11 protein-coding genes are annotated in these 15,407 nt (G+C 45.6%); 5 read left to right on the top strand and 6 right to left on the bottom strand.

Translation table 11 applies throughout. The features are described from left to right. Positions 1-2 precede the first annotated feature (2 nt). The 5 genes from H6G17_RS20015 to H6G17_RS20035 all read right to left on the bottom strand — a co-directional run bounded on the left by H6G17_RS20015 (position 3) and on the right by H6G17_RS20035 (position 7,278). Positions 3-923 carry a metallophosphoesterase gene (locus H6G17_RS20015; RefSeq protein WP_192160131.1) on the bottom strand — a complete coding sequence of 307 codons (921 nt, stop codon included), beginning with the start codon at positions 921-923 and terminating at the stop codon, positions 3-5. Positions 924-935: 12 nt separating this feature from the next. Continuing rightward, positions 936-5,765 carry a translocation/assembly module TamB gene (locus H6G17_RS20020; protein ID WP_192160135.1) on the bottom strand — a complete coding sequence of 1,610 codons (4,830 nt, stop codon included), beginning with the start codon at positions 5,763-5,765 and terminating at the stop codon, positions 936-938. A 27-nt stretch (positions 5,766-5,792) separates the two neighbouring features. After that, complete coding sequence (locus H6G17_RS20025; RefSeq protein WP_192160137.1) at positions 5,793-6,638, bottom strand: hypothetical protein; 846 nt, start codon at positions 6,636-6,638, stop codon at positions 5,793-5,795. 42 nt (positions 6,639-6,680) lie between these two features. Further along, positions 6,681-6,839: a hypothetical protein gene (locus H6G17_RS20030; protein WP_192160139.1), complete on the bottom strand. Its 159-nt coding sequence runs from the start codon at positions 6,837-6,839 to the stop codon at positions 6,681-6,683. 139 nt (positions 6,840-6,978) lie between these two features. Continuing rightward, on the bottom strand, positions 6,979-7,278 hold the full coding sequence (locus tag H6G17_RS20035) for a hypothetical protein (RefSeq protein WP_192160141.1): 300 nt from the start codon (positions 7,276-7,278) through the stop codon (positions 6,979-6,981). 445 nt (positions 7,279-7,723) lie between these two features. On the opposite strand from H6G17_RS20035, the gene H6G17_RS20040 reads away from it, so the two are divergent. Both H6G17_RS20040 and H6G17_RS20045 read left to right on the top strand, forming a co-directional pair. Then, complete coding sequence (locus H6G17_RS20040) at positions 7,724-9,787, top strand: ATP-binding protein (RefSeq protein WP_242038501.1); 2,064 nt, start codon at positions 7,724-7,726, stop codon at positions 9,785-9,787. A 520-nt stretch (positions 9,788-10,307) separates the two neighbouring features. Continuing rightward, a complete protein-coding gene (locus H6G17_RS20045) occupies positions 10,308-11,108 on the top strand; it encodes a DUF1206 domain-containing protein (protein ID WP_192160143.1) in 801 nt (266 codons plus the stop codon). Between the two features lie 30 nt (positions 11,109-11,138). Here the strand turns inward: H6G17_RS20045 and H6G17_RS20050 are convergent, their stop codons facing one another. Further along, positions 11,139-11,951 carry a hypothetical protein gene (locus H6G17_RS20050; protein ID WP_192160144.1) on the bottom strand — a complete coding sequence of 271 codons (813 nt, stop codon included), beginning with the start codon at positions 11,949-11,951 and terminating at the stop codon, positions 11,139-11,141. A 247-nt stretch (positions 11,952-12,198) separates the two neighbouring features. Here H6G17_RS20050 and H6G17_RS20055 point away from each other — a divergent pair, with 247 nt between their 5' ends. The 3 genes from H6G17_RS20055 (at position 12,199) to H6G17_RS20065 (ending at position 15,357) form a co-directional block, all read left to right on the top strand. Then, positions 12,199-12,366 carry a hypothetical protein gene (locus H6G17_RS20055; protein WP_192160145.1) on the top strand — a complete coding sequence of 56 codons (168 nt, stop codon included), beginning with the start codon at positions 12,199-12,201 and terminating at the stop codon, positions 12,364-12,366. 329 nt (positions 12,367-12,695) lie between these two features. Continuing rightward, positions 12,696-13,190, top strand: a complete 495-nt coding sequence (locus H6G17_RS20060; protein WP_192160147.1) for a hypothetical protein — start codon at positions 12,696-12,698, stop codon at positions 13,188-13,190. Between the two features lie 112 nt (positions 13,191-13,302). Next, entirely contained in the window at positions 13,303-15,357 is a 2,055-nt protein-coding gene (locus H6G17_RS20065; protein WP_192160149.1) for a serine hydrolase domain-containing protein, read from the top strand. The last annotated feature ends 50 nt before the right edge of the window (positions 15,358-15,407 follow it).

Consider the following 15,407-nt stretch of genomic DNA (forward strand, 5'->3'; position numbering starts at 1 on the left):
AGCTAAGGGCTTTGCCGCAGAGTGAAAAAAGTAATTTCAGGCGGACAATTAATTCTGATTGGAACGAGACTAAAACCGATGCCTCGATTCACGTAGAGATGGTTTCCTGGCTCTCCGTAGCCGTCAATCCAGCCGTCAGCGTACACCTCGTCATCTTTGACATAAGATAACCAAGTTCGCTCTGGCAAGAATGGCAAGCGAATTTGTCCGCCGTGGGTGTGTCCTGCTACAGCTATAGGTGCAGTGTTGGGCGGAAATTTAGCAAACGAGTCGGGATGATGCATCATGGCAAATCTGGGAGCTTTGTCTGGCACTTGTGTGAGGGCAACTACGGGGCGATCGTTATCTGCCCAGTGCGAACCTATCCCTACCAAATATAGAGGTAGTGAAGTTTCTGCTGTCATTGAGGAGCGATCGCTTTTTCTAGGTATTTTTAGAGTAACTGCCTGATTTTGCAAGACTTGAACGCCAACAGTTTCAAGCTCCCGTTCCAGTTTAGTCGCTAATAACCGATCGGGAGAGTCTTTGTCAGAAGCCAAGGCATAGTCGTGATTGCCCAAAACAGCATAAGTTGGAATGCCAGAAGCAGGTAATGGGCGAACTAGTTCAATTACCTGACTGATTTCTTGACTCGGATCTTCGTTGGCATGATAGATAAAATCACCCACAATCAGTATGAGTGCGGGACGCTCCTCGATTAATTGCTGGACAATCCGGCGGATAGTCAGAGTGTTATCCAACCACATTCCGACTTGCCAATCGCCAATTACTGCGACTCGCTGCCCTTCCCAAGCACTGGGAAGATTTGGAATTACTACTACTTCTTCTTGGGTATCAATTATGTATGGCTCTAGCAATCCCCAAAGTAGGAGAGCGCCAATTAGTCCTAGTAAACTGAGGAAAATGTATTTAATTTTTTTCATATTGCGTGACTTTTAAAACCGTATGTTGTACTCAATCTCCGCTCGACTTTCACCGGAAAAATTCGTGGAAGCTCGAACTAAAATTTGGTCGTTGAGTCGATAGAGCAAGTTGTATCGAAATGGATCGTCGGCAGCAAACACCCGCGATAGAGATACGGAAAAATCATTGGTAATATCGAAAATCGCCTCTACAGCTAAACCAAGTACCGAAACTTCTGATGTTTGGTCGGTAACGATGGTCGGAAACACGCGAATCTCATCAATGCCGATCGCTTGTCCGATTTCACCGATATTATCTTGCAGGTTGCCCAAGAGAGTAGAACCAGCGATCGCGGCAAGTCCTAAAGTCGGATCGCCCTGACTCAAAGTATTGACAAAAGAACCACCCAACAGAGCGATAATTTCCTGTTCGCTGCGGTTGGGTTCACTAGTTAATTCTAAATTTTCTGCCAATTCGCTCGCCGGTCCCTCTACTGCTGCTTGCACGCGCACCGTGCGAAGAGTACCGAAATTAGTTGTTGTTGGCACGTCGGCAATTTCTCCTGAAAAAGGTGAAGTGGGAATCCTAATGCTGCCAGTCGTTTCCGGTACAGTTGCCACCAGTTGAATATCTAAAATCGGGTCTAAACCTCCTTTGGGAGTAAACCGCGCTGTCTGTTCTTCGCCACGAGCTAGGGTGAATTGAGTGGTGAATAAATTCACTTGTCCGCCTGTCAGCTTGACAACTCCTTGGGGGCGAGGGTTATCTAGCGTGCCATTGATGGTTAAATCGCCTGCTGCCTCAAAACTGAGGATGGGCTGACGAGTGACGCGCACATCTTCAGTTAAAATCAACCTGAGATCTGCCAATTCTATCGGCGCTCTGTCTGGAGTGACGTTAGTTGCATCGCTTCCTGCTAGCTTATCGATAGGAGTTGCGCTACTTGCTGAGGCAGCTGCTTCCCTGCCCCCCAGAGCGATCTCACCATCCATTAGCTCAATTCTACCGCCGATGTCAGGCTCGAATGCCATGCCTGTAATGACAACATTGCCACTAACTCCCCCTTGATAAAGTCCCTCCAAGGCAACCTCTAGATTGTCTAGCGATACCGTGAGGGGATTATCTGTTTCTCGACCGGCAAAAATCGGTAAAACTCCCTCAGCCGTGACATTCCCTTCGTTATTGTATTGTCCACTTATGCCTGGGGCGACTATGCGATCGCCATTCAATTGAATCGTTCCCGTGACATCTGTTAGCGGTTCGGGTAGAACCTGAGCTTTCAACGTGGCATTCTTGACAACAACATTTCCCGTCACGTTTAGCTGATTTAAAGTCCCTTGTACGGCTAGATTCAGTCGCCCTTGCCCTTCTACCCAAGTGACTCGATCGGTAAACAGATTCAACAGTGCCAAGCCTTCATCTTGGACGTTTGCTTGGATGCTAATTTGGTTACTATCCGGCTGCACAGAGGCAAAAGGCAGCGATACGGGGATACTACCTGTAAATTCCACTGGTTGAGTACCAGATATCAATACGTCGCTAGCAAAACTCAACCGCGCAGAGTTATAGTCAAAGCTCAACTGGGCTGCCTGGATCGGTTGTTGATTCAAGCTTCCTTCCACCAATGCCACCTCGCCGATCGCTTGGGGATTTTCTAAACTACCTGCAAGGGTGACAAGGGCATTCAACTGTCCGGTGACATCAAACGGTAATGCTTCTGGTAAGCGGTCTAGAAAAGGTTGTAAGGTTGCTACAGGTACGCTGACGACTCGCAATTGTCCCGAAAGATCTTCTCCTAGTTGTCCGGTAAAGGCGATAAGTCCGTCACCGAGATCGAGCCGCAAGGGTAGCAGCGTCAAAACGCCATCTTCAAAAGTTCCTCTGGCGATCGCTTCATCGACTGTATACGTCCCCCATTGCCAATCTTGACCGAGGAGTTCAAAGTCAACATCGAACGAAGGTTGTAAACCTGGAGGTAATGCTCCGGCTACAGCGATTTCACCGCTAATCGTACCGTTGAAGGCTGCAAGTGATGGTAATGGGGCTGATGCTCGTTCCTGCTGTTGTTGTTGTGCTAGCGACGCTCTAATTTCCGAGAACAGCCGCAGTTGGTTGAGTAAAGAGGTATTGGGTTGACCGACTGACACGGTTTGAACTGCTTCTGCTCCTGCTAAGTCAGGAAGTTGCAATCCTCCGGCAATATCTTGTAACTCGAAAATACTCAGTGCTTGTAAAACATTTTGGATTCTGGCGCGATCGAAGTCAATTTGAAATTGAAATTTGCGGTCTTGTCCTGCTTGCAAATCGCCAGTTATATCTATACGGCTATCGCCTAGACGCAATTCACCTGCTTTTAAGCTGAAATCGCCGCCTTCATAGCGGATACTAGCTTTAAATGCATCGGCTGTAAATCTACCCGCACTGGGTCGAGAAATTGCCACATCTCCAATTACGGTAGATTCAGTTAGATTCTCGGCAAGATCGATCGCTAAATTGCCCGATACTTCCCCCGCGATCGCGCCGATTTGTTTGAGGCGATCGCCTGGAATTAAATTTTGCAGCACAGCCACGGGAAAGTCTTTCACATCAACTATTAGGTTTTCTCCTTGGGTTCTACCTGTTGCTATTGCAGAGTTGCGCCTGATAAAAAATGACGTGGGGCGATTGTTGGCATCTAGAGTAAAGGCTATCCTATCTTCCTGACTAGCTACCTGTAGTTGAGTCTTTTGTCCCGCCTGAAAATTCAGTTTTCCGGCTAAAACTGGGTCAAATGCTACGTTATTTACGCTCAAGTTTCGCAACCGCAGATTTCCTATAGCATTAGGAGCATCTGGCGTACCCGTCACTTGTCCGGTAAAATCAGCTTTCCCTACCAGGGTGACGTTACCAGGAATGTTAAGGTTGAGGTCTTGCAAGTTATAACCCCGCACCTGCACGTCCAGATTAAACCCTGTAATTTGCGGTGCATTTGCTCCCTGCAAGCGCACGCCGACAGTACCATCTGCAACTAAACCTGTTGCGGTTGCTTTTTGAACGATAATTCGTTCCCCATTCCAGCGAATTTGTGCTGTTAGCGGTTGCTCGATGACAGCTAACCCTTGGGAAAAGCGCACCTGTCCTTGTGCTTGGATGTCTTCAGGTGCAAAAGAAGTTCCCGATATGCGTAAGTTACTCGCACTCAGTTGTCCCCGCAGTTGGGGCGAGAATTGGTTTAAGGCGATGCCTGTAGCATCAACAACTGCCTCAAACTGTTCTTTAGCATACCGACCTGTAGCCTCAACTACACCGCCTGCAACCTTAAAGGTAGAATCCTGCAGCCGCACGATTCCCTCATTGGTAATTGCCACTTCTGCCGTACCAGGATAAGTAGCTTGGGGTGCAGAAATTTGTGCTACCGTTTTGATGTTGCCAGGAGTGCCAGAAATCTTACCTACTGCTAAAACATTACCTATTTTTATTGGGGGAGAAGTGCCATAGAGTTGGGCGATCGCGTTTCCTGGTAGATTTTGAGCCAGAAAATTAAAAGCGATTTGTGGTTTGTCTCCGAGCAAGATTTGACCGTCACCTGTAATCTGTCCTCCCACCGTTGGGGTAGCGCGAAGATTAGTAAAGCTAATTTTTGGTGTCGTTGGGGCTGCGATCGAGCGAAAGTTACCAGCAATATTTTTAAATGGAATGCGATCGATCCGAGCCGTGTCAATTGTGCTGACGCTTCCCGTTAGCACTGGTTGTCTAATCGCTCCTTTTAATTGAATGTCTGCCTGTAATTTCCCCGCTACGGGAAATGGAGATTCGACGCTCAGCGTATCGAGTAGGTTCTTGGCGCTAACTGCTTTTACTTGTCCGGTGAGATTGTAACCCTTGAGCGTATTCAGCGAACCACTAATTTGCACCGGAATTTTGCCGTAGCGCGTGCTGAGATTATTCAGCGCGATCGCCTGTCCCTGAAATTTCAGTTGTCCGGTAGTATTGGTAAATTGCTGGGGAATATTTTCAATTTGAGCAGTAACGTTACTCAGGCTAGCCGTACCTGCGATCGCGGGCGGCTGCTCTTGTCCTGGCTGGAATTGTACCGTGATGTTAGCCTTCTCGACTTCACCTGCCTGCAATCGAGTTGGTAACTCAATTAAACGACTTAGATCGGCTGCTTGTAAATTCTGTCCTTGAATTGCAACTGTAGTCTTGCCACCTGGAAGCAGAGTTTCACCTGCAATTTCTAATTTGCCTCCCCGCGTCGGTTGACCAGTTAACTCAAAGCGAATTCGTTGATTTTGGTCTAAAAATCGGGCAACGCCACCCACACTATCTAGCGTGACTGCACCTTTAGGGCTACCCGATCTGGGATTTGGAACCAAGATCGCATCGGCATTTCGTACCCGAATTGTCTCTAGTTCAGTTTGAATAAAACCGGAGCCACCTTGAGGAGGATTAATTCGAGTATCAACCCAAGCACCGTTTTTCGCCTGTTCGATGTAAATGTTGGGTTCGACAAGAGTAGCATTTAATTCTAGAGTGCGATTGAATAGCAACTGCCAAGGATCGAAGTTGACGACAACTGCTTCTGCTTTGATGCGATCGGGGTCGGTAGGGGTGGCTGGGATTGATGAGGAGCCAAACCGCAGACTCGAAAGCGAAAAACTTTCTAACTGCCCAATTTCTACAGGTCGCCCTAAGAGTTGACTTAAATTGCTCTCAACGAGTGGCACTAGCTTTTGGTTGAGAAAAACCCAAGCCCACCAAGCACTGCCAACAACGCCCAGCAGCAATATTACCCCTAAAGTGATGCCAGTACGTTTTAACAGCAGCAGCCGGAGATCGCGCTCTCGATGTTCTCGTTCTCGTTGTGGCGGCGGTTGTATCATCTGAATTTCGCTATGCTCGTCTGCGGACTACTGCGTTACAACTTGAACTGTCTGAGAGACAATCGCAGGCTGTTTCTTGACGTACACCTCATATTCCTGAGCCGGTTCTAAGTTAAATTCCCGCTCTAGCTGCCTTGTAGTTACTTTACGCACGGTTCCCGTGACTTGGACGCGGCTATCTTCTTTAATGTTATTTGCTGATTTTGCACCTACAACTAGCAAGTCATCCTCACCCAGAACTTCGTTGCTGTCGAGCATAAATGCAGTCGGGCTAATCACTCTTTCAACTTCACCCTCAATGGTGACTGTTCTACCCAAAAACGGAACTGGAGTATTAGTAATTTTTTCCAAGTCAGGTTTGAGCGCAAACGATTGAGCAACGATTATCGGTCTTTGCCTCAGTTCTACTTCTAACTGTGGATCTAGATCGAAACCGTACTCTTTCTCTATTTCGGCGATCTCTGTCACCTGGCGCACCGTACCCGTGACTTGAGCGAAAGTATCTGGGACGATGGGAGCTTCTTTAGCACTTACCACTAGTACATCTTCGCCGCCTAAAAACTCTTTGTCTTGAATGATGAATGCTTTTGTGCTAACTTGTCTGGCGATTTTGCCATCGACAGTCACCGTCTTCCCAACGTATTGCTGCGTTTCTTCAGCTACACTTTCTACAGTTGCACCTTGTTCGGGAGCGGTGGCGCGTGGTTCTGGTTGGGAGCAAGCCGCCAGCAGTACGGGGAAAAATAACAGAGCAATTGCGCTCCGGTTGCGCCAAAACCTAGAGACGAAGTTACCTTGCCCAGAGCGCCTACTAGATCCAACTAAGTCTTGTCTTTGCCTATCCACGATCGAAAAAATCTCCTTCAATTTCATTCTTTTGCTGTCCTAGCAGTTGTTGTGCTAGGTGCTAGCAATTCAGTTCAAAAACTCTTCACTATTCTTTTTGAGCTGACTATATATTGAAGATAAGCCTAAATAGTGGAAAACTAGTGGAGAACTCAGCTCGTTAAACTGCTTTACACATCGATCGAGCTGTTGGGAAATGTAACTGACAATTTCAGTTTCAGCAGTCATAATCTCAATCTCCTACTCAAGAGGGTAGTAATACACGATGAGAAAGGATAAAAACTAGCGATCGCTTTCTCCATCATTTTTCTCATTCAACTTCGCTTGAGGATCGACTCGATTGCGTCTCGATCTCTTTGGAGAAAATCTATTTCCTTGTACAGTTTTCTGGGATCAGATGGCAAATACCTTGTTGGGCAAATTCTTTGATGTATAAGTATTGTTCTGGGGAAAGAGAAACGGTTTGACAATTTAATGATGGTTGGGGATCGTCAATCAGAACTGTATAGCGAGCGCGTATTCGTTTGAGAATGTATAAAAATAACTTGCGACGTTGTTCTGGACTCGTAAAATAATTTTGATAGCAACGATATGGAAATGCAGATAAAGTGCTTTCAATAGCTTCGGCAATTGCTGGCAATGTCAGATAAATTAGTTGTTTAGACATTGGATGGCTTTCCTGAATGATGGGGAGTCGCGAACAAGTATTGCGTTTTGCAATCTGAAGTTAGCTAAACGAGCGAACTAGACTTGTAGTCAAAATTGAAACTCAATTTCTCATTGTTACTATCGTTACTATTGTTGAAAAGGTACAACTTACAGTATTTAGTACAAAAAATCGCGTATGTTTTTGTACTAAATTATTTTTACTTTGCATAGAGTTTGTAGGTTTCCATACAGGAACTCCAGTTTGGTTGTCTACGTCTAAAGCTAGGGTATAAAAGTGGAAAACTTGGGTAGAAAGAAGATTGAATCAGTTATCGCCTGACCAGTGACCCTCTGCCAGTGACTAGTTAAGAGTTGTCAGTTGTCACATAAAGCGCATTGCATTTTCGCGCTCTTTAACTGCTTCAGCACGGGCATACAGGCAACAACAACAGGAGAAGTTGAACTTGAAACGCTCCCCACTCAACCGTTATGGCGTTGCCTTACTAACCACTGTAGTAGCGCTGCTACTAACACAACAACTATGGTGGCAGCTCCAACCAGTCATTTACCCATTTTTTCTTTCTGCTGTAGCGATTAGTTCCTGGTATGGGGGTATAAGACCTGCACTGTTGACAATTGCCTTGAGTGCTTTAGCTAGCGAATACTTTTTTCTACCACCAATTTATACTCTGGTTTTGAGTCGGTACAGCCTGATGAGAGTAGGCTACTTTGTACTAGTGGCACTGCTCATCGTCACGCTCAATGCAATGTTACGCTCTGCTCGACGGCAAGCAGTACGCGATCGCGAACTTTTGCAGCAAAATCAGGAAAGACTGTACCAAAGCGAAGAGCGTTACCGCTTAATGGTAGAAAGAGTGCGTGACTACGCTATTTTCATGCTAGATCCAAAGGGGTATATTATCAATTGGAATGTTGGGGCAGAGCGGATTTTTGGCTATCAGGAAGAGGAGATCGTCGGTCAATCTTGGGAGTGCCTGTTTACGCCTGAAGCAATTGAGCGTAGCATACCAAAACAAGTGCTGGAAACGGCAATAATTGAAGGGTTGTCGGAGGAGAACCGCAGGCATAGCCGTAAGGATGGCACACAGTTCTGGGCGCATGATGTCGTCACTGCCTTATGGGATCGAGCTGGAAATCTACGCGGCTTTTCAGAAGTTATACAAGATATTACCGATCGTCAGCGGGCAGAGGAAGAACGAGAGCAACTGCTGTTGTACGAACAAGCAGCACGAGAGTCAGCAGAAGCAGCCAACCGCTCAAAGGATGAGTTTTTAGCAATAGTCTCTCACGAACTCCGCACCCCAATGACAGCAATTGTTGGTTGGGCTGGGATGCTAGAAGCAGGTAAGCTAGACGAGACTAAAACTGCTCTAGCAGTTGGGACAATTGCACGAAACGCCAATTTGCAGATGCAACTGATTGACGATCTGCTCGATATTTCCCGTATTGTGCGGGGGGATCTCTCGCTTAATCGTGGTACTGTTGAACTGGCTTCAGTCATTACATCTGCTTTAGGAGTAGTACAACCAGCGGCAGATACCAAGGGACTCTGCTTGAATTTTAGCCGAGCTTTATCCGATCGCTTACCATTTCTTGTCTGGGGAGATCCAAATCGTTTGCAACAGATTGTGTGGAATCTCCTTGTAAATGCCATCAAGTTCACGCCAGAAGGTGGAAGGGTGGAAGTGCGGCTAGAAAAAGTCAAAGGTCAAAAGTCAAAAGGAGCCAGTTTGTTGGGCGACTCCGCCGACTTAAAGCAACTGGCGTTCAAAAATGTCGCTGAAGACCAACTACCAACCACCAATTACCAATTACCAATTACTAACTTTGCCCAAATCCAAGTCACAGATACAGGTATAGGGATTGACCGCGACTTTTTACCGTATGTTTTCGATCGCTTCCGTCAAGCTAATAGTGCGAGTACGAGGGCACATAAGGGACTAGGATTGGGTTTAGCGATCGCCCGTCATTTAGTAGAACTACACGGCGGTACAATCGAGGCAGAGAGCTTAGGTACAGGACATGGGGCAACATTTAGAGTACTTTTGCCTCTGATGAAAACAAGAGGGGGAGACAAGGGGAACACAAGAGAGAAGAAAATACCCCTCACACCTCATCTTAATGGCTTACGGATATTAGTGGTAGATGATGAAGTTGACGCGCAAATATTAGTGAGGACGTGGTTAGAAGAGTGTGGAGCAGAAATAACGGTTGTTAACTCGGTAGATGAAGCAATAGAGGTATTAAAACGCTCAAAACCCGATGTGCTAATTAGCGATATTGGTATGCCAGATAAGGATGGTTACGTTCTGATCCGCCATGTGAAACAAATTGAGGCAGAAACAAGAGTGAAAATTGGGGCTATCGCATTGACAGCTTACGCTAGGGAAGAAGATCGATCGCAGGCTCTTCAAGCAGGCTTTCAACTATATCTTACTAAGCCAGTCGAGCCAAATCAACTGATTGTGGCTATTGCTAGCCTTGCTCAAAGGAGCGAACAGTTTTAACATTATCTCTGATATTAATTTGCTTTTTGCTCTAGTTCTGTTTGATTATTTACTAACTGCTGAAAAAGCAATCCGGCGCATTAGCTGTCAAAATTGTTAGCTATTCTTTCCATTCTATTATTTGCAACATCGATAAAAAGGTGATGAGTCAAATTTAATATTTCCATCTTTTCATAATATCGATTTGTAATGTTTAAGGTTAATTCATCTTCCTATTTAAAATATTATTAGCATGAGCGGCAAGAGGCTAAGTTAACAAAAAGCCACTCGCTTATTCATAGAAAAATATGACAGCCTTTTCCTCATTTTTTATTTCCCTGTTTTTAACAGTAGCAAATAATGACTAGTGTCTTCAACATTACTCTTTTGCCTATATGAGTTCTCCCCTGTTGCCTGCCCTTTATCTCCTTTCATTGAAGTGAATTTAGCTAAAATAGATTTACTCTTAAGGTTAGCCACAAATAGTGCAAAACTCGTGGAGAATTGTAGGTATCAAGATAGATTAGTAGTGCGGCAAAGTATGCGAAAGCTCAATGGCGATCGCTCGTGGATTGAGCGAATAGCACGGTTCGGCTACGCGGTTAAAGGAGTGGTTTACTTAATCGTTGGCTTGTTGGCAATGCCTGTAGCACTCGGCATCGGTGGCGAAGCGGCTGGGACGAGTGATGTTCTCCAAATAATTGTGACGCAACCATTTGGTAAATTTTTGCTGATGGTAGTGGCTGTAGGTCTAACTAGCTATGCGGTTTGGCGTTTCTTTCAAGCATTCGTAGATCCCGAATATCAAGGTAGGAATACCAACAGAGTTATCCCACGCCTGGGCTACGCGATTAGTGGCGCGAGTTATGCAGGTTTAGCAATTGCTGCCGTACAGATTATTACTGGTGTGTCAAGCAATAGTCGTTGGAGACAAGACTGGACGGCACGTTTGCTAGCACAACCATTTGGACAATGGCTGGTCGGGATTGTTGGAGTCGTCGTGCTAGGCATAAGCGTTTCCTTTGCGTATGTAGCCTTTACCGAGCGATTTCGCCAACGGCTTCAATTAAAACAAATGAGTACTGCCCAGGTAAAATGGGCGATGGGTATTGGTAGATTTGGCGTTACTGCCCGTGGCGCTGCTTTCGGTGTTATCGGTCTGCTTCTAATTCAAGCCGCCGTTCAGTCTGACGCAGGCGAAGTTCAAGGGCTGGGTGGTGCATTGCAAACGCTAGCAGAAGAAACATTTGGTCGGTGGCTTTTGGGTATGATTGCAGTCGGTCTTGTTGCTTATGCCATCCACTTGCTGATCCTGGCACGGTATCGACGGATTAGTATTTGATGAGACGGCGATCGCGTTTCTTTGGCTATCTCACTTGACAATCTCGATTGACCGCGCGATCGCAACAGCTTTACCCTCATATTTTGCTTTCAGTTCGGGTTGTATTTTAAGATCCAAGTCTTTCTCGATCTCTACTGTGATGAATTGGCGAATTAATCCAGTCACGCGGACGGTTTCGCCTACATCAATCGAACCTATAGCTGGCACAGCACCAACGACCAGCAACTCTTTGCCGCCAATAAACTCTTGGTCATCAAGTGTAAATGCATTGCGACTAATAACTCGTTCAACTTTACCACTAAGGGTCACAGTTTTACCCATAAACGGGCTTGGTTCCTCGGCAACTTCACCTGGTTCTGGTGTTAGAACTACTGCTGTAGCAATAAGTACGGGCTTGCCCTTAAATTCTGCTTCTAACTTTCCTAGATCCACATCAAACTGATTCTCGATTTCAGCTTTGGAAAATTGGCGAACCGTGCCTGTAACTTGAATGTTGCTGTCATTGACTATAGGAGAACCGCCCAGATTTAGAACCAATAACTCCGGATCGTTAAAGAAGCGTTCGCCTTCAATGATAAATGCCTTTGGACTGATAACTTCTTCGATTTCTCCGCTGACAGTCACGGTCTTATCTATGAGGTTGGTATTTGCTTCGTTAACGATTTCACTTATTGTTGCGTTAGCCTCAGAATTAGCTGAGTTCGAGTTAGGATCGGTGCAGCCAAAAAAAGTTAGAGCTAAGAGCATCGCGGCAATTGTGCCATTATTCCACAAAGCTTGAGTCAAGTTGCGATCGCAGATAGATTTATGACTAAGGATGCAATTAGTATTAAGTTTATTCATCGTTACACAAAATTTTCCACTCAAATGAGCGAGCGTCTTTTTAAGTTTCCCGTTCGTCAAGCACTTCTTGGGCAGTAAAGGTAGGATGACAGATGTGAACTCCAATTTTTTTGACACTTATCGCTCCCTATCTTGTGTTTATCACCTGTATGGTGCTTGAGTTACTTCTGTCTTAAGGATGAAGAAGTTTCATCCAAAGTTAGACAGGATACATCGATCTAAGCTTTTTGGATCAACAACTATAACCATGACAAAACCGCGCCCCAGTAATGTCATCATTAAAATCTTTGTAGCAATTGCGCTACTCTTTGGGTTCTTCGCGATCGGTGCAGTAATCAATTACGTTTCTCAACAAGTCCAACAAAATGAAGTAGAAGCTGACATACCTCAACAAGAGCTATTGAACGGACGATAAATGCATAATGGGGACAATCTGACCCCTGCCATCAGTCAGACAGTACTCGTTTGTACTGAGATTGAACAAAGACGTATCAGTTTTATTGAGTAAAGTTGTTACTCTCTCCACCAGATTTCCACTATTTAGATCTAATCTGAGTTCAAAGCTAGTACAGCCATCGATCTACAGAAGAAAATCCTGGAGGAAAACTATCTCTTTCCTGGGATGAAGAATCAAGGGGCAATACTACTGGCACTCATTTTCACTTGCGCCCTAAGCAAACGAAAGTGAAAAGATTTCTCGTCACTCAATCAATTAAGTTCAAGTTCTTAACAAGGAGAATTTTGATGAAAAGCTTAATCTATTCCACCATCTTTACTTTGGCAGCTGCAACAACAACTGTTGTGCCAACTGTAGCTCAAGCACAAGCAGTTAATTATGATGCCAGCGCTCCCCGCATTGTCAGCACAAATATCGATCTCAATGACGAAAATCACTCGATGACGCTCTATACGGGAGCTAAACCTTTATCATACGTAAGAATCACAGCACCAGATGACGTGCAGATTCAAGAAGGTACTCAGGTGACAACCGAATCAGGTCGGCAAATTGAGGCAAATCTTTTTCGCGGTTTGACGGAAGATAATCAATTCGTCATCGCATTTGCTCAACCCGTTCCTGCTAGAACGAATCTAAAAATTACGCTGCAAGAAGTCGAGCCTACCGTTCCTGGTGCAGATAACTTTTTTAACTACGAAGTGGCTGGAAAGCACCTTGGGTTAGAGCGACTCATCCCCTATGGCGTGGCTCGATTTCAAGCTAACGCTGGTGTCAGACCGTAGTTGTCATTAGTCATTAGTCATCGGTCATTTACGAATTGCTCATGACCGATGACAGTTTTTATGCATGACTTAAAGTTGCCATGTAGTAAAAGATTGAATCAGTAGACTAGAAATGTTGCCACACAGAAGAAACAAGGCGATCGCCAAACGTCGGTTTGTTTATAACTTGATTTCTTGGGTAGTTGTCATCATCCTATCTCTCTCCCTATCAGGGCTACCTACTTGGGCGCAAAGCATATCAGATGAGGTGCAAGTTTTAGATCGTCAACCTCAACAGCCAGTTAGCGAGCCAGAGCAACCTGTATCTCCGGCGCCTGGTGCGCCTGGATTAAATGACCCACGAGAATTTGAGGCATTTGTAGACAAGTTTTTTCAAGAAGAGATGTCGAAAACTCATATTCCTGGCGGGGCGATCTCTGTGGTGAGAGATGGTAAGGTGTTTTTCGCTAAGGGTTATGGCTATGCCAATGTGGAACAGAAAATACCAGTAGCAGCAGATAAAACGCTGTTTCGCGTTGCCTCGCTTTCCAAGCTATTCACAGCTACAGCAGCAATGCAGTTATACGAGCGAGGAATGCTGCAATTAGATGAAGATGTGAACCAGTACCTCATAGATTTCCAACTCAAAAATCCTTATCCCGAACCAGTTAAAGTTGCCCAACTGATGACGCACACGGATGGCACTTCTCAGCGGCGGATCGGACTTGCTGCTCGCAGCGCCCAGGAGATCCAGCCACTAGGAGACTATCTAGCCGCTCGGATGCCACCCATTTTCTGGCCTCCAGGCAAACTCTACAACTATTCCAGCCATAGTACTGCGTTGCTGGGCTATTTGGTGCAAAAGATTTCCGGTCTTCCCTTCGCTGAATATATCGACAAAAACATCTTCCAACCGCTTTCTATGCCCCGCAGCGCCTTTGTTCAACCACCGCCACTGTCTTTAGCAAAGGATTTAGCTGTGGGCTATCAGTATCAAAATGGTAACTTTAAACCCGTCCCCTACCTGTATCTCAACATTGCCCCAGCTGCTTCGCTGCAAACAACTGCTATAGATATGGCTCACTTTGCGATCGCTCACTTGCAACTCGGTCGCTATGAAAATGCGCGTATCCTGAAGCCAGATACCGTCCGGTTGATGCATCAAACGCACTTTACCCAGCATCCTCTGTTACCTGGCACTGCTTACGAATTTCACGAGCGGTTGGAAAATGGCATTAGATCGCTTACCCACTTAGGTAGCTTGCGAGGATATTCTAGCTCTCTTACCCTGCTGAACGACCAAAACATTGGCATCTTTACTGCAACCAACAGTTTCTCTGGGATACATGAAAAATTCCTCTCTCAATTTTTCGATCGCTATTTTCCTGTCATCACACCTGCACGTAAACAACCACTTTCCCTCAACGAGGAGCAACTGAATCGGTTTGCTGGCATCTACCGTGACTTGGAGTATCCCCGCGACACCTTTGCTAAAGTGAGCGCACCTTTTAAGCATATCAAGATCGAGAAAGGTGACAACGGCACTTTGCTCGTTCGTAGTCCTAGTCTATTTTTTCTCGGAAATGCTCCTAAGATTGGGTTAATACCTGTAGAACCACTGTTATTCCAGCGAGCAAATGACGAGGCTTTCACTGGTTTTGGTGAGGACAGCAGCGGTCGGATTGCATTTGCGTTTAATCCAATTTTTCCCGTTATCGGAACCTTCGAGCGAATTCATTGGTATGAAACTGTCTGGGTGCAATTAGGAATTGTTGGCTTTTGTGCCGTAATGTTCCTGTCGGCTGCAATAATTTATCCGATATTACCTTTAATTCGGCGTTGGCGAGGCAAACAGTTTCGCGTGGAACGGCGGTTGAGTCAGGCTTGGATACTAGCAGGTTTAATCGGGACTCTGAATTTAGTTTTCCTGATTGGCTTTCCCCTATCGCTCTGGCTGTATGGAGTATGGAAGCTAGTCTATGGCGTGCCTGTTGTGGCGATCGCATTCCTTTGCATTCCCCTACTTACCACTGTGTTGACACTGGGATTGTTTATCTTCACCGCCGTGGCTTGGAGGAATAATTATTGGTCTTTAATGAGGCGAGCGCATTATTCTTTCATTACCCTAGCTGCTTTGATGTTTATTCCCTTTCTGACCTACTGGAATTTTTTGGGATTTCAGTTTTAATACCTCACTTTACTCAGCCTGGAAAACAATAAGCTAATCAAAATGGCTGC

Origin of the sequence: Chroococcidiopsis sp. [FACHB-1243], from assembly GCF_014696895.1 — a bacterium.
Taxonomy (GTDB): domain Bacteria; phylum Cyanobacteriota; class Cyanobacteriia; order Cyanobacteriales; family Chroococcidiopsidaceae; genus Chroococcidiopsis.